The sequence below is a fragment of the Streptomyces sp. CA-210063 genome (genome assembly GCF_024612015.1).
Lineage (GTDB): Bacteria > Actinomycetota > Actinomycetes > Streptomycetales > Streptomycetaceae > Streptomyces.
In genome coordinates, this window is the sequence record NZ_CP102512.1 from 8129961 (window position 1) to 8152677 (window position 22717).

Consider the following 22717-nt stretch of genomic DNA (forward strand, 5'->3'; position numbering starts at 1 on the left):
GCCTCAGCCCTCCGAACCGGGTGCGACGGGTGCCATGGGTGCGACGGGTGTGGCGACCCGCATGAGCAGACGGCACGCCTTGTCGCCGTCCCGCAGACAGCTCTCGGCCCTGTTCTCCGTGAGGGTCACACCGAGGCCCTCGGACCAGCCGGCGTGGATGGCGGTGCACGGGCAGCGGTAGCCCTCCAGCGAACCGGCCATCCGGACCATCGTGATCGCGAAGTTCCGCCTCAGGGTGAGCACGATCAGGTCGTCGTCCTCGACCTCGGTGGAGGCGTTGCGCAGTTCCGGCGGGAACATCCGGTCGCCGCAGTCGTCGTAGCGGCGGCGCAGTTCTTCCAGGTCCTTGCGGCTGTCGCCGGTGTCCGGGAGCGGGCCGTACAGCCGGGCGACCCGCTGCCCGACGTGCAGGGCGACCTTGCCCAGCGCCTCCGCGTTGATCTCGTTCGCGGTCTCCTGCCCGAACCGCGCGGCCACGCCCTGGTACCAGTGGGCGTCGTGCTGCCACCACAGCCGGTACGCCTCACTCGCCCGGGCGCGGTGATTGACGCCGTCGGTGCCGGTGCCGGTGCCGGTGCCCGTGCCGGTGCCCGTGCCCGTGCCCGTGTCCGTGCCGGTGCCGGTGTCCGTGTTCGTGCTCATGCGTGGTGCTCCTTGGCGGCGAAACGGTCGCGCATCACTCGTTTGAGAACCTTGCCGGTGGCGCCCTTGGCCACGTCGTCGGGCTTCATCCGCAGGGCCCGGGTCACCGGCGGGAACCCGGCGGCCGTCAGCACGGCGTTGACGCGCCCGGTCCACACCTCGTCGCCGTCACCGCTGTCCTCGCCCCCGCTCTCGTCCGCGAGCTGGAGCAGTGCGTACGCCTCGGCCTCGCCGTCGCCGTCCCAGTCCGCGCGTACGCCGTCGGGGGCGACCCCCACGACCGTGCAGTCGGCGAGTCCGGGCAGCTCGGCCAGGAGAAGTTCCTCGGTGCGGGTGCTGAAGACGATGCCGGCGCGGGTGCGGACGGCGTCCGGGGCCCGGTCGAGGTGGTAGAAGTTGCCGTCCTCGTCCTGGTGGGCGAGGTCGCCGGTGAGCCAGTAGCCGCCGAGCCGCATCCGGTTCCAGGTCAGCGAGTCGTTCCAGTAACCCGGCGTGAGCGTGGGCGACTTGAGGCCCAGGCGGCCGATCCGCCCGGGCGGCAGCGGAGTGCCGTCCTCGGCCAGTACCGCGGCCTCGGCGAAGCTGATGGGCTTGCCGACGCAGCGGGAGTAGGCCGAGGTGTCCTTGGTGTGCCGGTTGTGGAAGACCGAGTAGCCGGCCTCCGACGAACCGAGCCCGTCCACGAACACCGAGCCGTCGACCGGGACGCGGCTCAGGTCCCGCCGGATCTCAAGACGGCTCCCGTGCTGGACGAGCGCCCTGATGTGCGCCTCGTGCGCCGCGTCCCCGGTGTTGAACCACACCTGCACGCTGGACAGATCACGTGCCGTCAGGTCCTCCGCCGCCATCTCGCCGAAGGTCCCGGCGAACGCCAGTACGGTCGTCGGCCGGAACTCCTCGATGGCGTCCAGCACGTCCGTGCCGCGCTGGCTGGACAGCAGCTTGATGTCCGTGCGCAGCAGCAGGCAGTACAGCAGCGTCGCCACCATCGCGTTGTGCGCGCCCGGCAGCCCCACCAGCGTGCGCTCCATGTCGGCCCCGGTGGAGAAGCGCAGCCGGTGCACCTGGGCGTACATCAGCGTCCGGTGGGTGTGCGGCACACCCTTGGGCAGGCCGGTGGTGCCGGAGGAGTGGGAGATGAGCACGGGGTCGGTCGGGTCATGCCGGTACGGGTACGACGGCGGCAGCGACGCGCGGTGCTCCGGCCGGATGTCGGGGGCGGTCACCAGGAAACCGAGCCCGGACGCCTCCTCCGCCAGCACCTTCCGGTGCGCCTCGTCCGTGAAGGCGCCCACCGCGCCCTGGCGGCGGACGTACTCCCGGGCGATCTCCGGGGACAGATTGCCGTTGACGAACGACGGGACGGCGCCGAGCGACGTCAGCGCCAGGAAGTTCACCGCGAACTCGGCCGCCGAGGAGGAGTGGATGGCCACCGGGTCGCGGGGTCGCACACCCCGGGCCGCGTACCAGCCCGCGTACGTCTCGACCACCTCGTACAACTGCCCGAGCGTCAGCTCCTCGGGCCGGGTGCCGTCCGGTGCCCGCCAGGTGCCGTCGGTCCGCAACGCCGGCTCGTCGAGCGGTCGTTCGTATGCCCGGAGGCGCTGCAGGATGTTGCCGGCGCCGAGTTCGGTGTCGGAGCAGATACGCGCCCGCTCCTGCCTACTGATGAGCATGGGTCTCCGTCTCGTTTCCCTCGGGGAGCGACGCGTGCGGGGGCGCTTGGGGGAGGGCGTGTGGGGGCGTTGGGGAATCGGCGGTGAGGAGGAACGCGGGCGCCCGCGGGTCGGTGACCAGGACGTGGGTGCCGCCGTCCCGCAGCAGTCGCCGGTGCGCGGCGGCCAGGTCGAACAGGCCCTGGACGCTTCCGGGGTGCGCGGCGGGAGCCGGGTGTGCGCCGTCGTACGACTCCGTCGACCGGATGGTCACCGGTGCGCCGGCGCCGGGGCGGCCGAGCAACACCGCCACCGCCGACCCGGCGGATTCGGGGAGGTCCGGGACCGGGCGGTCGCTGCCGGCGGAGAGTTCCCGGTACACGGCGGCCAGCCGTTCGCCGCCGCCCAGTTCCACGCCCATCATCAGGACCTGGTCGAGTTCCGGGTCCTCCAGGAGCAGGTCCGCCATGGCCAGCAGTTCGGTCACGGGGTCGTCGAGGGTGGACAGGCTGAACATCTGGCCGGTGATCCCGAACTCCCGGCTGATGTGGCCCAGCACGGAGTTGGCGGTGGCCTGCATGAACAGCAGCGGGTTGTGGACCCGCCCGGAGACCACGCGCCGGCTCGCCAGGTCCGCGGTGGTGGTGTCCCCCATCAGGCTCGCCAGCGCGACCGCCGTACGGGTGCCTCCCCCACGCTCGGCTTCGCTCGAGCGGGAGGTGCCCCCATCGGCCCGCTCGGTCAGACACCGCGCGGCCACCTCGTACGCCAGCGGGCTGAACGCCGACTCCACGAACCCGGGCAGCCGGGGAAGCGGGATGTCGCCGTCGCGCCCGGTGCCGTGCGTCGCGGTGGCGGTGGTGAGGACGCCGAGGGGTGAACGGAGGGGTGCCTTCTCGGCCGACGTGGCCTTTGTCATGTTCTCCGTGTTCTCCGTCGTCGTCACGGCCGCTCCAGGACGAGTGCGGTGTTGGCGCCCCCGAAGGCGGCGTTGATGGTGAGCGCCCGGCGGAGATCGGCCTGGCGGGGCTTGTTCGGCACGTAGTCCAGGTCGCACTCCGGGTCCGCCCGGGTGAGACCGGCGGTCGGCGGCAGTACGCCGTCCATGAGGGCCAGCAGCGTGATCACGAACTCCACGACGCCGGCCGCTTCCAGGAGATGACCGGTGGTGCTCTTGGTGGAGCTGACCGGTATCGACTCGGCCCGTTCCGGGAAGGCGGCGCGCAGCCCTCGGGTCTCGGCACCGTCGTTGTACTTGGTGCCGGTGCCATGGGCGTTGACATAGCCGAGGCCCGCCCCGTCCGGGTCACCGGCCAGCCGCAGCGCCTGCCGTGCCGCGCGGGCCAGGCCGACGCCCTCCGGGTGCGGCTGGGCGATGTGGTGGGCGTCGGTGGCCGCGCCCCAGCCGACCACACTCGCCAGCGGCCGGGCCCCGCGCCGCCGCGCGTGCTCGGCGGACTCCAGGACGACGGCCGCGACCCCGTCGCCGAGCAGCAGCCCGGTGCGGTCCGCGCTGAACGGCCGCACCATGCCGTCACGGGACAGCGCCCGCCCCGAGTCGAACTTCCCGAACGTCTCCTCCTCCACGAGATAGCCGCCGGCACAGACGGCCACGTCGATCCGGCCGGAGGAGATCAGCCGACAGGCATGGATGATCGCGGCGGCGGAGGCGACACAGGCGTTGGTGAACGTGAGCCGGGGCCCGGTCAGCCGGAGGCCCCCGGCCAGCGACTCGGCGAGGTGGGCGGGGACGGCATCGGCGAGCCCGGCCGCTGCCGCGAGGGCCGGGTCGGTGCCGAACGCGTGCCCCGGGCCGGGTCCGGTGAGCCCGCCGGCTCGGGCCGGCCGGGCCGCCGCGTCGCTCAGGGGCGCGTGCACCCGACCGGGTTCGGCGAGCCCTCCGGCCTCGGCGAATCCCCCGGCTTCGGTGAGCCCCTCGACTTCGGCGAGACGCCCGACCACTCCGCCCGGCCCGCCCCCGGAGGCGTCCCGTGGCGGCCCTTGCGGCGCCGCCTCCCGCCGTCCGTTCGTCACCGGGCGCTGCGCAGCAGCCGCGCCCTGGTCCGCGACGCCGCCACCGCCCCTTTCGGCCCCCGGCCTCGCCGCCGCCTCCCGCCAGTACCGCGTGATGCTCGTGCAGTCACCCGCGATGCCCAGCAATACCGCCGCGTCCGTGCCGCGCGGCAGGTCCGCCATGGCGAGTGCCTCCGTGCCGCACTGGGCGAGGGCGTGACGCAGGGCCCAGCCCTCGACCGCGTCGGGGCCGTCGGGGGCGGCGCCGGCCATCGGCGTACGGTACGGGCCGGTGTCGAACCGGGTGGTGGGGGCGAAGGAGGGGACGCCTGCGAAGACCCCGCGCCGGAGGGCGTCCGCGCCCGTGCCGAACGCGGTGCGCACGCCGAACCCGGTCACCGTCACGTCACCGGTCAACGCGGCCACCCCCGTCCGCCCCGGCCCCGCTCAGGAACTCGGTGAGCCGCCGCAGGGAGGTCAGGCCCGCGATGTCCTCGTCGCCGGGCTCCACGACCAGGCCGTACCGCTCCTCCACCACATGCAGCAGCCACACCAGCCCGAGGGAGTCCAGGACCAGTTCGGCGTCGTCGCCGAGGTCGTCGGGGACGCCGGGGAAGATCTTGCGGTCGGACAGCAGTTCCCGGACGGTGTCGACGGTGATGACGGGCGGCGCGGAGGCTTCCGGCACGGGCGGCGCGGAGGCTTCCGGCACGGCCGGTGCGGAGGCTTCCGCGCTCATGCCTTCGCCCCGCGCCCGACGACCTCGGTGACCAGCCCGCCGAGGGTCAGGGAGGCCAGGGGCTCGATGTCGGTGTCCGGGATCTCCACGCCGAACCGCGACTCCAGCCGCAGCGTGAGCTCGATCAGACTCAGGGAGTCCAGCTCGAGGCCGCCGACGGTCACCGGGCTCTCGTCCGTGATGCCGTCGCGGCTCAGCAGGATGTTCATCTCGTCGATGACCGTGGTCAGGACGAACTCGCGGATCTCGTTGTCCAGGGTGGACGTGCTCATGATCGCCATCTCCATGTGGAATGTCGTGCGAAGGCCATGCGAAAAGTCGTATGAGAGGTGTCCGGCGAGCGGCTATGCGCCGCTCGCCGCCGCCTGGAGCGTCGCCGCCTGGCGGACCAGCTTCCCGTTGGAGGTGCGGGGCAGGGACTCCAGCACCCGGACCACGCGGGGCAGCTTGTAGTCGGCCAGCCGCTCCCGGCACCAGCGCAGCAGCTCCTCCGCCGACGGGCTCGCGGCCCCGGCGGCGACCGCCACGTACGCCTCGGTGACGTCCTCGTGGACCAGGACCGCCTGTTCGACGGCCGGGTGCGCGCGCAGCACGTGCTCGACCTCGGTGAGGTCGACCTTGAGGCCCCCGATGACCACCAGGGAGTCGGCGCGGCCGCGCACGGTGACCGTTCCGTCGGGGGCGACCGTGGCCCGGTCGCGGGTGTGCAGCCAGCCGTCCGTGTACTGGGTGCCGCCCGAGTCGAAGAGATACGGCGACTCGGCGAGCGCGACGTCCAGTTCGCCCTTGTGCTCCCGGACCACGACACCCGGCGCGGGCCGTCCGACCGAGGGCCGGAGCGTGCCGCCGATGTCGATGGCGACGATGCCGGTCTCGGTGGTGCCGTAGGCCTCGCCGGCCCCGACGCCGTACCGCTCGGCGAACCGCGCGGCGGCCTCCGGGGGCATCAGCTCGCCGCCGGAGACGGCGGTCCGCAGGTCGGGCAGTTCGGGGGGATCGAGGGCGGCGGCGAGCAGTTCGTAGTGCATCGGCACTCCGAAGAGGGTGGTGATCCGGTGCTCGACCGAGGTCCGCAGGATGTCGCGGGCCGAGACCCGGGGCGCGAAGACGACACGGACACCGGCCGCCAGTGAGTGCAGCAGCCCGCCGAGCAGCCCGAAACTGTGCGCGGTGGAGCTGAGCAGCAGCAGCCGGTCGCCCTCGCCCGGCATACCGGGGACCGCGGCGAACGCCTCGACCTCGGCGGCGATCGAGCCGGCGGTCCTGCCGATCACCTTCGGCCGCCCGGTGGAGCCCGAGCTGAACTGGACCAGCCGATGCCCGCCGGCGGCCGGCCGCCCGGCCCTGCGGCACTCGGTGGCGACCTCGTACTCGGGCCGGAAGCCGAACGCCGCCCGGACGTTGGAGCCCGCCCGGACCATGAACTGCGGTCGGCAGGTGGCGCAGAGCGCGTCCACCTCGGCGGGCTTCAGCCGGAAGTCGAAGAGCATCACCTGCGCGCCCAGCCGCCACAGCGCGAGCAGCACCTCGACCTGGGTGAAGCTGGGCGGCGTCCGCAGCCCCACGGTGGAGCCGGGCCCGATGTCGTAACCGGCGAACACGGCGGCCTGCTTGGCCACCCGCTTCCGTAACTCACCTCGGCTGACCGTCTCCTGTTGGTGCGTCAGGTAGGGCAGACCGTCGTCCCGCGCGTCGAACAGCCGCTGGACCAGGACACCCATCCCGTCCGGGCCGGCCGCGGCCGCCACGAGTTCGCCCATGAGGCCTCAGACCTCCTTGCAGAACTCGCCGATGGGCAGGCCCACATGGCGCTTGTCCTGGGCCAGATAGCCGAGCAACTCGTCGCCCGTCCGCAACTCGGTGACGTTGAGGACCTTGCCGCCCGGCCCGAGCACCCGTACGTGCCAGTCGTCCTGCACGGTGAGGCTGACCAGTCGCCCGTCCTCCGCGTGCGTACGGATCTCCAGGAGTGGCCGGGACTCCAGCTTGGCCCGCCCGACCACCACCCGCCGGGTGCGGCCGTCGGCACCGACCGCCAGCAGGGCGCTGCCGGAGCCCACCTCGCTGAGGTAGCTGGTGCGGTTCTCGGGGCCCAGCGTGTACGAGTGCAGGGCACCGGCGTTGACCCGGAACGGGCGGGTCGGCATGTACGGCAGCGGGTGGGTCTCGCTGCAGCAGAGCACGAACCCGGAGGAGTACGAGCCGACGAGGATGCCCTCGTCCTCCTCGAAGTGCGAGCAGGTGTCCACACAGACCCGGTCGCCGAGCCCGACGTGCCGGATGCTCTCGACCGTCAGCGTGGACAGCTCCAGCTGCGGGGTCGTCGCCTCCAGCAGTCGGGCCAGCGCGAACACGTCGTCGGCGCCGCGGGGCGTGAACAGGATGCCGTCCGAACCGCGTTCGAGGACGTCGAAGACGATGGCCGCCTCCTCCAGGTCCCCGACGACCGTCACCAGCTTGCCCTCGGCCGACTCGGCCGCCGCGAGCACGATCTCCAGCGGGATCTTCGTCGGGTCGGCGAAGTGGATGACCGTGTACGGCAGCGCCATCGCGCCGGCGCACGACAGCTGAAGGGTGCGGTCGTCCCGTACGTCGATGAAACCGGCGACAGGTGTACCGGCGACAGATGTACCGGTGACCGGCGTACCCGTGGCGGGCGTGCCGGCGGTGGCCCGGTTCTCCGCGGCGAGGGCGTCCAGCTCGTCCTGGGTGGCGAACTTCCGCAGCAGGAGGTCGATTCCGGCGCCGGGTGAAGCCTTGCCTTCGGGCTTGGCGTCGGCTGCGGCCCTGGCTTCCTTGTCCCCCTTGCCGTCGGCCTTCTCGCCCGCCTTCTTCGCGGGAGCCGCCGCCGGCCCGCCGGGAACCAGCACCCTGGTCACGGTCGGCGGCAGCGTCCCCAGCAACTCGGCGTCGGCGGAGACCACCCCGGCCATCCGGGCGTGGACGGCCGCGTCCACCACCGACTGGAGCTGCGGACGGGGGACTTCACGGAGATCGATCCACGCGAACCTCATGCGACACCTGCCACGATCGTCGAGTAATGAGTAGGGGTAGTCATGCTCATGTCACCAGTAAGGGAGTCGCCGCCGTGCACCACCGCGGCCAGCCGGGACACCAGGGCGGCGGGGGAGGGGGCCGAGAAGATCCGGCGGCCGACGGCCAGTCCCCGGCAGCCGGCGGCCATCACGGCGGTGCCGTACTCGATGAGGTCGGAGCCGTCCGGTGGTCCGCCGGCCGCGAGGACGGGGATGGGGCTGTGGGCCACCACCTCGGCCATCCGGTCGAGCGGCAGGGCGACGGAGGTCTTCACCAGGTCGGCGCCCAGATCCGCGGCGACGTTCACGATGTGCGAGAGAAGGACGGGATCGTGCGGGTTCTCGATCCGGGGCCCGCGCGGATAGACCATCGCGATCAGCGGCATGCCCCAGGTGTCGCACGAACGGGCCACCGCGCCCAGGTCGGCGAGCTGCCGCCCCTCGGTGTCCGAGCCGATGTTCACATGGACGCTGACCGCGTCCGCGCCGAGTGTCACCGCCTCCTCGACATCGCCGACCAGCACCTTGGCGTCGACGTCGGGGGAACAGGCCGTACTGGCGCTCAGGTGCACCACCAGCGCGCAGCTCCTGAGGACGTCCGGGGCGAGAGTGCGGGCACGCCCCTTGTGGACGATGATCCCGTCGGCCCCGCCGGCCACCAACGCCTTCAACAGTTCTTCCCATTGCCCCGGAGGAGCGACAGGGCCGTCCGAGACGCTGTGGTCGAGCGGTATGAGCAAGTGCCGGTCATCACCGGCCAGCGAAAGTCTTCTCAACCGTAATGGCTTGCCACTTTTCAGCATGGGTAAAGCGCCTTCCCGGCTCTGAGCCGCATTTCGGAAAGTCGAACCGCGGCAACCCCGTTGTGGTCTCCATGTCCGAAAAACGATGGTCGTAGAACTTTCAAGTTCGGCCGGACGTCAGCATTCCGTGGGTGATCGGGTGTTGGCAAGGCGTGGCCATCGGCAAATTTTTATGCGGACAAAGGTATGAATATTGACAGCGACTTGACAGGAGTCCCTGGGTTGACGGCGTCGAAGAGTGGTGTTCGTGGCATATTTTGGCGACCTGTCCCCACGCATAGCGGGATCACATGCTTTAAATGTCGTTGTCGCGTGTAATCGACGCTTACTCTTCCGTCGAAATCATTCGACGAAGTCTCCGGGCGGTCTTTCCGGGGCTTCCTTGTGGGAATCGAATTTCCCGGCCTAGGGTGACAGCCGCACTCCGGTTCGTGTTTCATGCGTGGCCGTCCCCCTCTGGGCCCGGACCATTCGTGTCCGGGCGTACCGGAAGTGAGCCCCCCATGCCCGAATCCCCGTCCAAGACCGTCACCGAGGCCGTCGGCCCCAGACCGGCCGCCTTACCGTCGTCGCCGGCCGAGGCGAGCAAGGCGCCCAAGGTCGCCGCCGCGAGCCTCATCGGCACCACGATCGAGTACTACGACTTCGCCGTGTACGGCACGGCCTCCGCCCTCGTCCTCGGCCCCGCCTTCTTCCCCTCCGGCAACGCCACCGTCTCCTCCCTCGCCGCGTTCCTCACCTTCGCCGCGGCCTTCCTGTCCCGCCCCCTCGGCGTGGTGCTCTTCGGCACGATCGGCGACCGGCTGGGCCGCCGGCAGGCCCTGGTCGCCTCCCTCCTGCTGATGGGCGTCGCGACGGTCGGCGTCGGCCTGCTGCCGACGTACGAGACCGCCGGACTCCTCGCCCCCGTGCTCCTTGTGACCCTCCGTCTGCTGCAGGGCATCAGCATGGGCGGTGAGTGGGGCGGCGCGGTACTGCTGGCCGCCGAGCACGCCCCGCCCGGGCGTCGCGCGCTCTACGCCGCCGTCCCGAACGTCGGCCCCTCCCTCGGCTTCCTGCTCTCCAGCGCGGTCATCCTCCCCACGCTCAACATCGTGGGCCGCGACGGCTTCACCGAGTGGGCGTGGCGCGTTCCGTTCCTGCTCAGCACCGTGCTTGTCGTGGTGGGGCTGTGGGTGCGGACCACGGTGACGGAGTCACCGGTGTTCAAGGCCTCGGCCTCGCCGTCGGCCCCGGCAGCGGTGTCGACGGCGTCCCGGTTCCCGCTCGGCACGCTCGTCGCGCGGTACCCCGGGAGGCTGCTGCTCGGCACCGGGGCGGCGATCGGCGGCTCGGCCGTCTACTACCTGACGATCGTGTACAGCCTGTCCTACGGGCCGAAGACGCTCGGCATCCCGCAGAACACGATGCTCACCGCCGCGAGTGTGGGGGCGGCCGCCGGGATCGCCATCACCCTGCCCGTCGCCCGGCTCGCCGACCGGGTCGGGCGGCGGCCCGTGATGCTGGCGGGCGCGATCGGCTGTGTCGTGTGGGCCGTCCCCATGTACGCGTCCCTCAGCTCGGGGAACGCGCTCGTCATCACCGGGGCGTACACCGTCGGGCTCATGCTGCTCGCCCTGATGTTCTCGCCGATGGCGGCGTTCCTCGCGGAGCTGTTTCCGGCGAGGTTGCGCTACACCGGTGCGTCGGCGGCGTTCATCCTGGCCAATACGCTGGGCGGCGGCTTCGCTCCGCTCGTCGCGACGTGGCTGAACAGTCAGTGGTCGTCGCCGCTGGTGCTCGGGTTCTACACGGGTGGGTTGTGCCTGGTGAGTCTGCTGTGTCTGCTGGCGCTGCCGGAGACACGTGAGGAGGAGTTCGCGGCCTGAGATTGCGCCCCCGCCGCCCCTACCCGTCCCATCCCCCTACCCGTCCCATCCCCCAGGGGCTGCCGCCCCTTCGACCCCGCTCAGGTGTGTCGGTTGTCTGCGGGTGGGTGGGGGCTGGTCGCGCAGTTCCCCGCGCCCCTCAAAAAGCAGGGGCTGTGCCCCGTGCTTTTTGCATTGAGGGGCGCGGGGAACTGCGCGAGCAACCACACACAACTCGCACCCGCCACACAACGCACAGCCCCTCAGGGCGACGCCGGCGGATACAGCGAGCGCGGCAGTTGGGACGCCGCCGCCGCGTCCAGCAGCCACAACGTCCGGGACCTGCCCCGCGCCCCCGCCGCGGGGGCCTGGATCTCACCGGCCCCGGACAGCGCGATGGCCGCGGCCCCCGCCTTGTCCTCACCGGCCGCGAGCAGCCACACCTCCCGCGCCGCCCGGATCGCCGGCAGCGTCAGCGTGACCCGCGTCGGCGGCGGCTTCGGCGCACCATGCACCCCCACGACCGTCCGCTCGGTCTCCCGTACGGCCGGCAACTCGGGGAAGAGGGAGGCCACATGGGTGTCCGGCCCGACCCCCAGCATCAGCACGTCGAACGTCGGCACGGGGCCGTGGTTCTCGGGCACCGCCGCCCGCGCCAGCTCCTCCGCGTACGCCGCGGCCGCCGCATCCACATCGGTACCCCACGGCCCGTCCGACGCGGGCATGGCGTGCACCCGCTTCGGATCCACCGGCACCGAGTCCAGCAGCGCCTCCCGGGCCTGGGTGACATTGCGCTCCGGGTCGCCCTCGGGCAGGAACCGCTCGTCACCCCACCACAGGTCCAGCCGAGCCCAGTCGATCGCGTCCCGGGCGGGCGCCGCCGCCAGCGCGGCGAGCAGACCGTTGCCGTTGCGGCCGCCCGTGAGGACCACCGAGGCGTAGCCGCGCGAGGCCTGAGCGTCCACCACCTTGGTGATCAGCCGGGCCGCCGCGGCCTGCGCCATCAGCTCCTTGTCGTGATGCACGACCAACTGGGGAGTACTCACGGCGTGGCCGCCTTCTTCACCGGTGGCATCTGCGCCGGAGTGGGCCGCTCATCATCGTCGGCCGAAGGCGTGGAACCAGCCGAAACCGAAGAATCAGCCGAAGGCGTGGAACCGGCCGAAACCGAAGAACCGGTGGAACCGGCAGAACTCGTCGCCCCCGGCGACCTCGTCGGAAGAGCCGGCGGCAACGCCAACGAGGGCTCCCGGCCCGGAGCGGCATCCACGGCGGGGGCCGTCCCGGTGGAGCCGGGCGCAGCCGTCAAACCACCCCCCAACCGGTCCACCCCGAACCGCAGCGCCGACGCGTACGTGTCGTCGGGGTCGAGCCTGCGCAGCTCCTCCGCCAGCAGCTCGGACGTCTCGCGGCGCTTCAGCGCCACCGCCCGGTCCGGCTGGTCCTCCAGGGTGAGCAGGGCGAGACCCCCGTTGGGCCGGTACAGCCGGATGGGGCCGGTGCTCGTCAGCATCCGCACCTCGTTGAGGCCGGGCCCGGCCGACACCCCACGCCGTACGTGGACGTGCAGCCGGTCCGCCAGCCACATCGCCAGCAGTTCGACGCTCGGGTTGTACTGCTCGCCCTGCACCTCCGCCGAGATGACCTCGCAGTCCACCTGGTCGAGGGCGGCGGCCAGCATGGAGCGCCAGGGGGTGATCCGGGTCCAGGCCAGATCCGTGTCGCCGGGCTCGTAGTTGTCCGCGCGGGTGCGCAGCTCGTCGATGGGCTTCTCGGCGGCGTAGCTGTCGGTGACCCGGCGCTGGGCGAGCGCGCCCAGCGGATCGCGGGCCGGGTCGAGCGGTGCGTTGACCGGCCACCAGACGACCACCGGAGCGTCCGGCAGCAGCAGCGGAAGCACGACCGACTGGGCGTGGTCCGCGACCTCGCCGTACAGCCGCAGCACGACGGTCTCGCCGGTGCCGGCGTCCGCGCCCACCCGTACCTCGGCGTCGAGGCGGGACTTCGTACGGTCGCGGGGGGAGCGGGAGACGCGCTTGATGACCACGATCGTGCGCGAGGGGTGCTCGCGGGACGCGTCGTTGGCCGACTTGAGCGCGTCGTACGCGTTCTCCTCGTCCGTCACGATGACCAGCGTGAGCACCATGCCGACGGCCGGGGTGCCTATCGCCCGGCGGGCCTTCACCAGCGCCTTGTTGATCTTGCTGGCCGTGGTGTCCGTGAGGTCTGTCTTCATGGCCGGCGCCAGCTCCGTCCGTCTCGTTCGAGCATCTGGTCCGCCTCGACGGGGCCCCAGGTGCCCGCCTGGTACTGCGCGGGCCTGCCGTGCTTGTCCCAGTACTCCTCGATCGGGTCGAGGATCTTCCAGGACAGCTCGACCTCCTCGGTGCGCGGGAAGAGGTTCGAGTCGCCGAGAAGGACGTCCAGGATGAGGCGTTCGTACGCCTCGGGGCTGGACTCCGTGAAGGACTCGCCGTACGCGAAGTCCATGGACACGTCCCGGATCTCCATCGAGGTGCCGGGGACCTTCGAACCGAAGCGGACCGTCACACCCTCGTCCGGCTGGACGCGGATGACGATCGCGTTCTGGCCCAGCTCCTCGGTGGCGGTGGAGTCGAAGGGGGAGTGCGGGGCGCGCTGGAAGACGACCGCGATCTCCGTGACGCGGCGGCCGAGGCGCTTGCCCGTGCGCAGATAGAAGGGGACACCCGCCCAGCGGCGGTTGTCGACCTCGACCTTGATCGCCGCGTATGTGTCGGTCTTCGACTTGCGGTCGATGCCGTCCTCTTCGAGGTAGCCGATGACCTTCTCGCCGCCCTGCCAGCCGGCCGCGTACTGCGCGAACACGGTGTCCCGGCCGAGGTCCTTCGAGAGCTTCACCGCGCCGAGGACCTTGGTCTTCTCGGCGGCGAGCGCGTCCGCGTCGAAGGAGGCGGGCTCCTCCATCGCGGTCAGCGCCATCAGCTGGAGGAGGTGGTTCTGGATGACGTCACGGGCCGCGCCGATGCCGTCGTAGTAGCCCGCACGGCCGCCGATGCCGATGTCCTCGGCCATCGTGATCTGCACATGGTCGACGAAGGACCGGTTCCAGATCGGCTCGAACATCGTGTTGGCGAAGCGGAGCGCCAGGATGTTCTGGACGGTCTCCTTGCCGAGGTAGTGGTCGATGCGGAAGACCTGGTCCGGGGCGAAGACCTCTTCCACCGTCGTGTTGAGCTCCTCGGCCGACTCCAGGTTGTGGCCGAACGGCTTCTCGATGACCGCGCGCCGCCAGGACCCGCTGGACTGGTCGGCCAGGCCGTGCTTCTTCAGCTGCTGGATGACCACGGGGAACGCGGACGGCGGCACGGAGAGGTAGAAGGCGAAGTTGCCGCCGGTGCCCTGCGCCTTGTCCAGTTCCTCGATGGTGTCGCGCAGCCGCTCGAAGGACTCGTCGTCGTCGAACGTGCCCTGGACGAACCGCATGCCCTGGATGAGTTGCTGCCAGACCTCCTCGCGGAAGGGCGTACGCGCGTGCTCCTTGACCGCGTCGTGGACCTCCTGCGCGAAGTCCTCGTTGGCCCACTCACGACGGGCGAAGCCGACGAGCGAGAAGCCCGGCGGCAGCAGTCCGCGGTTGGCGAGGTCGTACACGGCAGGCATCAGCTTTTTGCGTGACAGATCGCCTGTGACGCCGAAGATGACCAGGCCCGACGGCCCCGCGATACGCGGGAGCCGTCGGTCCGCGGCGTCACGCAGCGGATTGCTGCTCGACAAGGTGTTCAGCCCTCCGAGGGTGCGAGGCGCTGAAGCTCCGCCTCGGTCGACTTGAGCAGGTCGTTCCAGGACGCCTCGAACTTCTCGACGCCCTCGTCCTCCAGCAGCTGGACGACCTCGTCGTACGAGATCCCGAGCTTCTCGACCGCGTCCAGCTCGGCACGCGACTGCTCGTACGTCCCGGAGATCGCGTTCCCGCGGATCTCGCCGCTCTCCGCGGTGGCCTCCAGCGTCGCCTCCGGCATGGTGTTCACCGTGTTCGGCGCCACCAGCTCGTCGACGTACAGGGTGCTCTTGTACGCCGGGTCCTTGACGCCGGTCGAGGCCCACAGCGGACGCTGCTTGTTGGCGCCCGCGCTCTCCAGGGCGCTCCAGCGCTCCCCGGCGAAGACCTCTTCGTACGCCTGGTAGGCGAGGCGGGCGTTGGCGACACCGGCCTTGCCGCGGGCGGCCTTGGCCTCGTCGGTGCCGAGCGCGTCGAGGCGCTTGTCGATCTCGGTGTCCACGCGGGACACGAAGAAGGACGCCACGGAGTGGATCTTGGAGAGGTCCAGGCCGCGCTCCTTGGCCTTCTCCAGGCCGGCCAGGTAGGCGTCCATGACCGCGCGGTAGCGCTCCAGGGAGAAGATCAGCGTGACGTTGACGCTGATGCCGAGACCGATGGTCTCGGTGATCGCGGGCAGGCCCGCCTTCGTCGCCGGGATCTTGATCAGGGTGTTCGGGCGGTCCACCAGCCAGGCCAGCTGCTTGGCCTCGGCGACCGTCGCCTTGGTGTTGTGCGCCAGGCGCGGGTCGACCTCGATGGAGACCCGGCCGTCCTGCCCGCCGGTCGCGTCGAAGACCGGGCGCAGGATGTCGGCGGCGTCGCGGACGTCCGCCGTCGTGATCATGCGGATGGCCTCTTCGACGGTGACCTTACGGGCGGCGAGGTCGGAGACCTGCTGCTCGTAGCCGTCACCGCTGCTGATCGCCTTCTGGAAGATCGAGGGGTTGGTGGTGACGCCCACGACGTGCTGCTGGTCGATCAGCTCGGCGAGGTTGCCGGACGTGATGCGCTTGCGCGACAGGTCGTCCAGCCAGATCGCGACGCCCTCCTCGGAGAGGCGCTTGAGTGCGTCTGTCATGGAAATTCCATCTCCTACGTGTCGTGTACAGAGCGTCAGCGCTGAGCCGCTGCGAGGGATTCCTGTGCGGCAGCGGCCACGTTCTCGGCAGTGAAGCCGAACTCGTGGAAAAGGACCTTGCCGTCGGCCGAAGCGCCGAAGTGCTCCAGCGAAACGATGCGACCGGCGTCACCGACATACCGGTGCCAGGTCAGACCGATCCCGGCCTCGACCGCGACACGCGCCTTGACGGACGGCGGCAGAACGCTGTCCCGGTACCCCTGGTCCTGCTCCTCGAACCACTCCACGGACGGCATGGACACCACCCGGGTGGGCACGCCCTGCGCCTGGAGCCGCTCCCGCGCCTCCACGGCCACGTGCACCTCGGAGCCGGTGGCGATCAGGATCACCTGGGCGTCACCATCCTCGGCGTCGAAGAGGACATAACCACCCTTGGCGGCATCCTCGTCGGCCTCGTACGTCGGCACGCCCTGGCGGGTCAGCGCGAGGCCGTGCGGGGCGCCCTTGCCGAACTCCTTGGTGTAGCGCTTGAGGATCTCGCGCCAGGCGATCGCCGTCTCGTTGGCGTCGGCCGGGCGGACCACGTTCAGGCCCGGGATCGCGCGCAGCGCGGCCAGGTGCTCGACCGGCTGGTGGGTCGGGCCGTCCTCGCCGAGACCGATGGAGTCGTGCGTCCACACGTACGTCACCGGCAGGTGCATCAGCGCGGAGAGACGGACGGCGTTGCGCATGTAGTCGGAGAACACAAGGAACGTGCCGCCGAAGACACGGGTGTTGCCGTGCAGCGCGATGCCGTTCATCTCCGCGGCCATGGCGTGCTCACGGATGCCGAAGTGGATCGTGCGGCCGTACGGGTTCGCCTCCGGCAGCGGGTTGTCCGCCGGCAGGAAGGACGACGTCTTGTCGATCGTCGTGTTGTTCGAGCCCGCGAGGTCGGCGGAGCCGCCCCACAGCTCGGGGATGACCGCGCCGAGCGCCTGGAGCACCTTGCCGGACGCGGCACGGGTGGCGACACCCTTGCCCGTCTCGAACTCCGGCAGGTGCGACTCCCAGCCCTCGGGCAGCTCGCCCGCGCTGATGCGGTCGAACTCGGCGGCACGCTCGGCGTTGCCGTCGCGCCACTCCTGGAGCTGCTTCTCCCAGGCGGCACGGGCCTCACGGCCACGCTCGCCCAGGGCGCGCGTGTGCTCGATGACCTCGTCCGCGACCTCGAAGTCCTTCTCCGGGTCGAAGCCGAGGACCCGCTTGGTGGCCGCGACCTCGTCCGCGCCGAGCGCCGAGCCGTGCGCGGCCTCGGTGTTCTGCGCGTTCGGGGCGGGCCAGGCGATGATCGAGCGCATCGCGATGAACGACGGCTTGTCGGTGACCGCCTTCGCCTTCTGGACCGCCGCGTACAGCGCGGCCGGGTCGAGGTCGCCGTTCTCCTTGGGCTCGACGCGCTGCACGTGCCAGCCGTACGCCTCGTACCGCTTGGCGGTGTCCTCGGAGACGGCCGTCTCCGTGTCGCCCTCGATGGAGATGTGGTTGTCGTCCCACAGCATCACGAGGTTGCCGAGCTTCTGGTGACCGGCCAGCGAGGACGCCTCGGCGGAGATGCCCTCCTGGAGGCAGCCGTCACCGGCGATCACGAAGATGTGGTGGTCGAACGGCGACTCGCCCTCGGCGGCCTCCGGGTCGAACAGACCACGCTCGTAGCGGGCGGCCATCGCCATGCCCACGGCGTTGGCGACACCCTGGCCCAGCGGCCCGGTCGTCGTCTCGACGCCCTTGGTGTGTCCGTACTCGGGGTGGCCCGGGGTCTTCGAACCCCAGGTGCGGAAGGACTCCAGGTCCGCCAGCTCCAGGCCGAAGCCGCCCAGGTACAGCTGGATGTAGAGGGTCAAGGAGGAGTGGCCCGCGGACAGGACGAACCGGTCACGGCCCACCCAGTCGGGGTCGGCGGGGTCGTGGCGCATCACCTTCTGAAAGAGGGTGTACGCGGCGGGCGCGAGGCTCATCGCCGTACCGGGATGGCCGTTGCCGACCTTCTGTACGGCGTCGGCGGCCAGGACTCGGGCGGTGTCGACGGCCCGCTGGTCCAGTGCGGTCCACGCGAGGTCTGTAGTGGTCGGCTTGGTGCTCACCCTGGGTCAGGGCTCCTCTCCAGATGTCTCGTGCCGGTGTCCGTCACGGCACCGGCCGTTGTCGAGCCTACCCCCGTAGGAACGTGCGTTTTTCGAGGCGTTCCAGACTGCCGGGACTCTGTCTGGTCCGCCTCCCGACCGGTGGTTCCGCATGCTGAGACCAGGGGGTTCCGCTGTTCGACATCTGAATACGGAGCCGCTCATCCGACTGCTCAACCGAACTGTGTTCGGCTCGTCGCCGCGTGCCTCCCAACACGATCCGACCCCCTTGAAAGGCTCGCTCTGGGCAACGTCTACAGTGGCGTGGTACGCGCGAGCCGTCACGGGGAGTTCACAACCGGAGGCTTGCTGGGAGTCTCTGTCAGGGGTGTGCGTGACGGCCGTCGAATCCCGTCCACCGGGAGTGCTGGGCGCGAGCAGCACGAGCAGCAGCCGGGGTCAGCGGCCGATCGGGGCCAGAGTCAAGGCGTTCGTGGCGCTCACGAAGCCGCGGATCATCGAACTGCTGCTGATCACCACGGTTCCGGTGATGTTCCTGGCCGAGCAGGGTGTCCCCGACCTCTGGCTGGTGCTCGCCACCTGCGTCGGCGGCTACCTCTCCGCGGGCGGCGCCAACGCGCTCAACATGTACATCGACCGGGACATCGACGCGCTCATGGAGCGCACCTCGCAGCGCCCGCTGGTCACCGGCATGGTCACCCCGCGTGAGGGTCTCGTCTTCGGCATCACCCTCGCGGTCGTCTCCACCCTCTGGTTCGGCGCCCTCGTCAACTGGCTGTCCGCCTGGCTGTCGCTCGGAGCGCTCCTCTTCTACGTCGTCGTCTACACGATGATCCTCAAACGACGTACGTCGCAGAACATCGTCTGGGGCGGCATCGCCGGCTGCATGCCCGTCCTCATCGGCTGGTCCGCCGTCACGAACTCCATGTCCTGGGCCGCCGTCATCCTCTTCCTCGTCATCTTCTTCTGGACCCCGCCGCACTACTGGCCCCTCTCCATGAAGGTGAAGGACGACTACGCGCGTGTCGGCGTCCCGATGCTCCCGGTGGTCGCCTCGAACACGGTGGTCGCGCGGCAGATCGTCCTCTACAGCTGGGTCATGGTCGCCGTCTCCCTGATGCTGACCCCGCTCGGCTACACGGGCTGGTTCTACACGTCGGTGGCCCTGGTGACGGGCGGCTGGTGGCTCTGGGAGGCGCACGCGCTGCAGAACAGGGCGAAGGGCGGCGCCGTGGGCGCCAAGCTCAAGGAAATGCGCCTGTTCCACTGGTCGATCACGTATGTGTCGCTGCTGTTCGTGGCGGTGGCGGTGGACCCCTTCCTCCGCTGAGTTTTTTGCCGCGGGTAGTTCGTGGCTTGTCGCGCCCACGCGGCGGAGCCGCACATCGAAACAGTCCCGCGCCCCTGAAAGATCCAGGGGCGCGGGTTTCGTGTTCAAGGCCACGCGGCCCTGCCGTGGCCCCCTGCTTTACCCATCGGTAGCATCCTGACCATGGCAGACACCAAGCAGGTTGACGAGGCCAAGGACGCCAAGCAGGCCGCCAAGGCCGAGCGCCGAGCGACCCGGCTGGCCAAGCAGATCGGCGCCTTCTCCAAGGCCCACGGCGGAGCCGAGGCCCAGGTCGCCTACATGGGCCAGCGCGGAGCGAGGATCGTGCTCGTCGGCGAGGACGGCGGCTGGGGCGACCTCGTGGCCCCCACCTACGCCATCGCCGAGCAGGCCGTGCAGAAGGCCGGCGTCACCGTCCACGAGGACTTCGACGGGGAGTTCGCCGCCAAGGTGAAGACCGGCCCGTACGAGTGGACACGGATGGCCGGAATCCAGGTCGGCGGACCGAGCAACAGCAACACCTGAGGCGGACTCACCCGTTAGGACCTGTGGAGCACACGGGTCCAGTCTCGGGGAGTCCGGATGATCGAAACGCCGTCCCTCGTGGACCAGTACTGCCACGGCGTACTGAGAACGGAGCTGGGCCTCGGCACCTTCGAGGCCCACCTCGCCCGCAGTGAGGGACCGCCGGCGCCCGGCACCACCTTCTTCGACACCCAGACGGGTTTCGCGGTACGCCGCTGGTGCCCGCCCCTGCTGGGCCTGGAACCCCACTGCCCACCGGCCCGCTACCTCGCCCGACGCCGTGAACTGGGCGTACTGGAGGCGGGCCGCAGACTGCTGCGGGGCAGCGGCATCACCACCTACCTCGTCGACACCGGGCTGCCGGGCGACCTCACCGGCCCGGGCGAGATGGCCTCCACGGGAGACGCGGACGCACACGAGATCGTCCGCCTCGAACTCCTCGCCGAACAGGTCGCCGACACCTCCGGCACCGTCGAGTCGTTCCTGGCCAATCTCGCCGAGTCGGTCCACGCGGCGGCCGCGAACGCCGTCGCCTTCGCGTCGGTGGCGGGCGTACGGCACGGCCTGGCGCTGGCGCCCGAACCGCCCGGGCCGGGGGAGGTGCGGGGCGCGGTGGGGCGCTGGCTCACGCACCGGCCGGTCGGCGGGGAGCTCACCGACCCGGTCCTGCTGCGGCATCTGCTGTGGATCGCCGTCGCCTCCGGCCGCCCCCTGCAACTCCACGCCGGCCTCGGCGAACCGGGCCTGCGCATCGACCGTACGGACCCCGTCCTGCTCACCGACTTCGCCCGCGCCACGGCGGGTCTCGGCACCGACCTGGTCCTGCTGCACGGCTACCCCTACCACCGGCACGCGGCCCATCTCGCCGGTGTCTTCCCGCACGTCTACGCCGACCTGGGCGCCGAACTCGTCCACACCGGCGCCCGGGCCGCCGCCGTACTCGCCGAGGTCCTGGAACTGGCGCCCTTCGGCAAGCTCCTCTTCTCCAGCGGCGCCCACGGCCTGCCCGAGCTGCATGTGGTCGGGGCCCGGCTGTTCCGGGAGGCGCTGGCGCGGGTGCTGGGGACCTGGGTGGCGGAGGGCGCGTGGTCGCCGGTGGACGCGCAGCGCGTGGCGGCGCTGATCGCGGCGGGGAACGCGCGCCGGGTGTACGGGTTGGAGTGAACCTTCGGGTGTACGGGGTCGGCGCGAGCTGTACAGACTGGGCGTATGACACGCAGCGACGGGATCATCACCGAGCCCACTCCTTTATTCGGCGGAGGCAGGACCCCCACCGGCACTACCACCGGGGCCGCCGCCCTGGCCGACACCGGCCCCGAGACCGCCGATCTGCTCGACCGCTTCCTCGATGAACTCCAGGACGGCCTGGCGCCGCTCGCCGTCTGGGCCCACGGCTCTCTCGGTGGGGGCGATTATCAGGAGGGCCGCAGCGACCTGGACCTGATCGCCGTGCTGGCCGGCCCGGTCACGGCGAGGACGGCCTGGCGGGTGGCACGGCTGCACGCCCGTCTGCGCCACGAACCGCTGGCCGCCCTGCTGCACTGCACCTATCTGACCTCCGGGACGACGGACGACGCCCAGCGCAAGCACCTCACTTGGGCGCACGAGCAGTTGTTCCGGCGGACGGTCACCCCGGTCACCCGGCGCGAGCTGCACACGTTCGGCCTAGTCCTGCACGGCGAATCGCCCAAGGGGCTGCTGCCGCCGGTGTCGGACATCGAGCTGGACGCGTTCGTCGTCCGAGACCAGCAGGAGTTCTGGCGCCCGGCGGTCGACAAGGCCCACCTCTGGAACCAGGACGTCTGGGTCGACCTCGGCCTGCTCACCCACGCCCGCGCCACCGCCGCCCTGCGCGACGGCCGGCTGATCACCAAGCGCGAGGCCCTGGACCTGCTGCCCACCCTGGGCGCGCCCGCCGAGGTGGTCGACGACATCAGGCGGCGCCGGTACGGGCAGCGGGCCGAGGAGGTGCCGCACCGTGGCGAGCTGACCCGGGCGTTCCTCGGCCCGGCGACCGACGACCTCGTACGGACGTACGGCTGAGGCCGGGACGGGCTCAGCCGCGCGCGGCGACCGGTGTCTCCACCGCCGCCGGACCCGGCACGTCCACCTCGTCCGCCGACCGCTCCCGCAGGGACAGCAGCACCCGGAGGGTGGCGATCCACACCAGGCAGGAGCCGAACATGTGGGCGCCGACCAGGACCTCGGGGAGGTCGGTGAAGTACTGGACGTAGCCCACGGCGCCCTGGGCCAGGAGGATCAGGAACAGGTCGCGGGTGCGGCGCAGGGGACCGGCGGGGGCGTCGACGGCCCTGAGGACGAACCACAGGGCGAAGGCCAGCGTCACCACGATCCAGGCCAGGACGGCGTGCAGCTTGGTGACGTTCTCCCAGTTCAGGGGGATGCGCTCGACCTTGCTCGAGTCACCGGCGTGCGGACCCGCGCCGGTGACGACCGTGCCCACCGCGATCAGCAGCAGCGTGACGCCCACCAGGGCCCACACCAGCTGCCGCACCGCCTTGCCGACGAGCGGACGCGGGGCGGTGTCGCTCTCACCGGTGCGGTGCCACATCACGGCGGCGACGGCGATGAGCGCGGTGGAGAGCAGGAAGTGCGCGGCCACCGTGTACGGGTTGAGGCCGACCAGTACGACGATGCCGCCGAGCACCGCGTTGCTCATGACGACCCAGAACTGCGTCCAGCCCAGCTTGGTGAGGCTGCGCCGGTAGGGCTTCTCCGAGCGCGCGGCGATGATCGCCCAGCCGACCGCCGCGCACAGCACGTACGTCAGCATGCGGTTGCCGAACTCGATGGCACCGTGCACGCCCATCGCACGGGTGGCGGTGAGCGAGTCGTCGGTGCACTTGGGCCAGGTCGGGCAGCCGAGGCCCGACCCGGTGAGCCGTACGGCACCGCCGGTCACCACGATGACCACCGCCATGACGAGCGCGGCGAGGGCCGCACGCCGGACCGTTCTGGGGTCCGGGGTCCAGCGTTCGGCGATGAAGGCGAGCGGGTTGCGCGCAGCGGAGACGAGGTCGTCGCGGGTCACTTTCGGCACGCGCACCATCGTAGGCCGCCGCTTGTGCACGTATTCACGAGGGGTGGGCCCCCTCCGTGACCGC

The 22717-nt window shown here is 71.0% G+C and carries 20 protein-coding genes; 5 read left to right on the forward strand and 15 right to left on the reverse strand.

Annotated elements, in window-relative coordinates; all coding sequences use genetic code 11:
• Positions 1–3 precede the first annotated feature (3 nt).
• From JIX56_RS35480 to JIX56_RS35520, 9 genes are all read right to left on the reverse strand, one after another.
• Positions 4–642, reverse strand: a complete 639-nt coding sequence (locus JIX56_RS35480) for a hypothetical protein (RefSeq protein WP_257546676.1) — start codon at positions 640–642, stop codon at positions 4–6.
• Positions 639–2318: a class I adenylate-forming enzyme family protein gene (locus JIX56_RS35485; protein WP_257546678.1), complete on the reverse strand. Its 1680-nt coding sequence runs from the start codon at positions 2316–2318 to the stop codon at positions 639–641. Before JIX56_RS35485 ends, JIX56_RS35480 begins: the two co-directional genes overlap by 4 nt.
• Complete coding sequence (locus JIX56_RS35490) at positions 2305–3243, reverse strand: hypothetical protein (RefSeq protein ID WP_257546680.1); 939 nt, start codon at positions 3241–3243, stop codon at positions 2305–2307. Before JIX56_RS35490 ends, JIX56_RS35485 begins: the two co-directional genes overlap by 14 nt.
• Complete coding sequence (locus JIX56_RS35495) at positions 3240–4727, reverse strand: beta-ketoacyl-[acyl-carrier-protein] synthase family protein (protein ID WP_257546682.1); 1488 nt, start codon at positions 4725–4727, stop codon at positions 3240–3242. The genes JIX56_RS35490 and JIX56_RS35495 overlap by 4 nt, the downstream gene beginning before the upstream one ends.
• Positions 4717–5049, reverse strand: coding sequence for an acyl carrier protein (locus JIX56_RS35500; protein ID WP_257546684.1), 333 nt, complete (start codon positions 5047–5049; stop codon positions 4717–4719). Before JIX56_RS35500 ends, JIX56_RS35495 begins: the two co-directional genes overlap by 11 nt.
• Positions 5046–5330 carry an acyl carrier protein gene (locus JIX56_RS35505; protein ID WP_234361230.1) on the reverse strand — a complete coding sequence of 95 codons (285 nt, stop codon included), beginning with the start codon at positions 5328–5330 and terminating at the stop codon, positions 5046–5048. Before JIX56_RS35505 ends, JIX56_RS35500 begins: the two co-directional genes overlap by 4 nt.
• A 63-nt stretch (positions 5331–5393) precedes the next feature.
• Entirely contained in the window at positions 5394–6809 is a 1416-nt protein-coding gene (locus JIX56_RS35510; protein WP_257546686.1) for a class I adenylate-forming enzyme family protein, read from the reverse strand.
• Positions 6810–6815: 6 nt separating this feature from the next.
• Positions 6816–8063, reverse strand: a complete 1248-nt coding sequence (locus tag JIX56_RS35515; RefSeq protein ID WP_257546687.1) for a 3-dehydroquinate synthase II — start codon at positions 8061–8063, stop codon at positions 6816–6818.
• Positions 8060–8887 (reverse strand): class I fructose-bisphosphate aldolase family protein, encoded by an 828-nt coding sequence (locus tag JIX56_RS35520; protein ID WP_257546689.1) that lies wholly within the window; start codon positions 8885–8887, stop codon positions 8060–8062. Before JIX56_RS35520 ends, JIX56_RS35515 begins: the two co-directional genes overlap by 4 nt.
• A gap of 503 nt (positions 8888–9390) precedes the next feature.
• On the opposite strand from JIX56_RS35520, the gene JIX56_RS35525 reads away from it, so the two are divergent.
• A complete protein-coding gene (locus tag JIX56_RS35525) occupies positions 9391–10755 on the forward strand; it encodes an MFS transporter (RefSeq protein ID WP_257546691.1) in 1365 nt (454 codons plus the stop codon).
• A 242-nt stretch (positions 10756–10997) separates the two neighbouring features.
• Here JIX56_RS35525 and pgl read toward each other — a convergent pair whose 3' ends face one another.
• Genes pgl through tkt form a run of 5 tightly spaced genes read right to left on the reverse strand, consistent with a single transcriptional unit; the run spans position 10998 to position 17737 of the window.
• Positions 10998–11780, reverse strand: a complete 783-nt coding sequence (gene pgl / locus JIX56_RS35530) for a 6-phosphogluconolactonase (protein WP_257546693.1) — start codon at positions 11778–11780, stop codon at positions 10998–11000.
• On the reverse strand, positions 11777–12970 hold the full coding sequence (gene opcA, locus JIX56_RS35535) for a glucose-6-phosphate dehydrogenase assembly protein OpcA (RefSeq protein WP_257546695.1): 1194 nt from the start codon (positions 12968–12970) through the stop codon (positions 11777–11779). The genes pgl and opcA overlap by 4 nt, the downstream gene beginning before the upstream one ends.
• A complete protein-coding gene (zwf, locus tag JIX56_RS35540) occupies positions 12967–14490 on the reverse strand; it encodes a glucose-6-phosphate dehydrogenase (protein WP_257546697.1) in 1524 nt (507 codons plus the stop codon). The genes opcA and zwf overlap by 4 nt, the downstream gene beginning before the upstream one ends.
• Positions 14491–14495: 5 nt before the next feature.
• On the reverse strand, positions 14496–15614 hold the full coding sequence (tal, locus tag JIX56_RS35545) for a transaldolase (protein ID WP_257546698.1): 1119 nt from the start codon (positions 15612–15614) through the stop codon (positions 14496–14498).
• A 35-nt stretch (positions 15615–15649) separates the two neighbouring features.
• The gene (gene tkt / locus JIX56_RS35550) at positions 15650–17737 is read right to left on the reverse strand and encodes a transketolase (protein ID WP_257546700.1); all 2088 of its coding nucleotides are present in this window, start codon (positions 17735–17737) and stop codon (positions 15650–15652) included.
• Between the two features lie 373 nt (positions 17738–18110).
• On the opposite strand from tkt, the gene JIX56_RS35555 reads away from it, so the two are divergent.
• The 4 genes from JIX56_RS35555 to JIX56_RS35570 all read left to right on the forward strand — a co-directional run bounded on the left by JIX56_RS35555 (position 18111) and on the right by JIX56_RS35570 (position 21635).
• A complete protein-coding gene (locus tag JIX56_RS35555) occupies positions 18111–19067 on the forward strand; it encodes a heme o synthase (protein WP_257546702.1) in 957 nt (318 codons plus the stop codon).
• Between the two features lie 162 nt (positions 19068–19229).
• Complete coding sequence (locus JIX56_RS35560; RefSeq protein ID WP_257546704.1) at positions 19230–19592, forward strand: hypothetical protein; 363 nt, start codon at positions 19230–19232, stop codon at positions 19590–19592.
• Positions 19593–19649: 57 nt separating this feature from the next.
• Positions 19650–20756 carry an amidohydrolase gene (locus JIX56_RS35565; protein ID WP_257546705.1) on the forward strand — a complete coding sequence of 369 codons (1107 nt, stop codon included), beginning with the start codon at positions 19650–19652 and terminating at the stop codon, positions 20754–20756.
• 45 nt (positions 20757–20801) lie between these two features.
• A complete protein-coding gene (locus JIX56_RS35570) occupies positions 20802–21635 on the forward strand; it encodes a nucleotidyltransferase (RefSeq protein ID WP_257546707.1) in 834 nt (277 codons plus the stop codon).
• Positions 21636–21648: 13 nt separating this feature from the next.
• On the opposite strand, the gene JIX56_RS35575 is transcribed toward JIX56_RS35570, so the two are convergent.
• On the reverse strand, positions 21649–22662 hold the full coding sequence (locus tag JIX56_RS35575) for a COX15/CtaA family protein (protein ID WP_257546709.1): 1014 nt from the start codon (positions 22660–22662) through the stop codon (positions 21649–21651).
• Positions 22663–22717 lie beyond the last annotated feature (55 nt).

Coding starts and splice junctions, on each gene's coding strand:
- JIX56_RS35480 (WP_257546676.1), bottom strand. CDS start 642: ATGAGCACGAACACGGACACCGGCACCGGCACGGACACGGGCACGGGC.
- JIX56_RS35485 (WP_257546678.1), bottom strand. CDS start 2,318: ATGCTCATCAGTAGGCAGGAGCGGGCGCGTATCTGCTCCGACACCGAA.
- JIX56_RS35500 (WP_257546684.1), bottom strand. CDS start 5,049: ATGAGCGCGGAAGCCTCCGCACCGGCCGTGCCGGAAGCCTCCGCGCCG.
- JIX56_RS35505 (WP_234361230.1), bottom strand. CDS start 5,330: ATGGCGATCATGAGCACGTCCACCCTGGACAACGAGATCCGCGAGTTC.
- JIX56_RS35510 (WP_257546686.1), bottom strand. CDS start 6,809: ATGGGCGAACTCGTGGCGGCCGCGGCCGGCCCGGACGGGATGGGTGTC.
- JIX56_RS35515 (WP_257546687.1), bottom strand. CDS start 8,063: ATGAGGTTCGCGTGGATCGATCTCCGTGAAGTCCCCCGTCCGCAGCTC.
- JIX56_RS35520 (WP_257546689.1), bottom strand. CDS start 8,887: ATGCTGAAAAGTGGCAAGCCATTACGGTTGAGAAGACTTTCGCTGGCC.
- JIX56_RS35525 (WP_257546691.1), top strand. CDS start 9,391: ATGCCCGAATCCCCGTCCAAGACCGTCACCGAGGCCGTCGGCCCCAGA.
- opcA (WP_257546695.1), bottom strand. CDS start 12,970: ATGAAGACAGACCTCACGGACACCACGGCCAGCAAGATCAACAAGGCG.
- tal (WP_257546698.1), bottom strand. CDS start 15,614: ATGACAGACGCACTCAAGCGCCTCTCCGAGGAGGGCGTCGCGATCTGG.
- JIX56_RS35560 (WP_257546704.1), top strand. CDS start 19,230: ATGGCAGACACCAAGCAGGTTGACGAGGCCAAGGACGCCAAGCAGGCC.
- JIX56_RS35565 (WP_257546705.1), top strand. CDS start 19,650: ATGATCGAAACGCCGTCCCTCGTGGACCAGTACTGCCACGGCGTACTG.
- JIX56_RS35570 (WP_257546707.1), top strand. CDS start 20,802: ATGACACGCAGCGACGGGATCATCACCGAGCCCACTCCTTTATTCGGC.
- JIX56_RS35575 (WP_257546709.1), bottom strand. CDS start 22,662: ATGGTGCGCGTGCCGAAAGTGACCCGCGACGACCTCGTCTCCGCTGCG.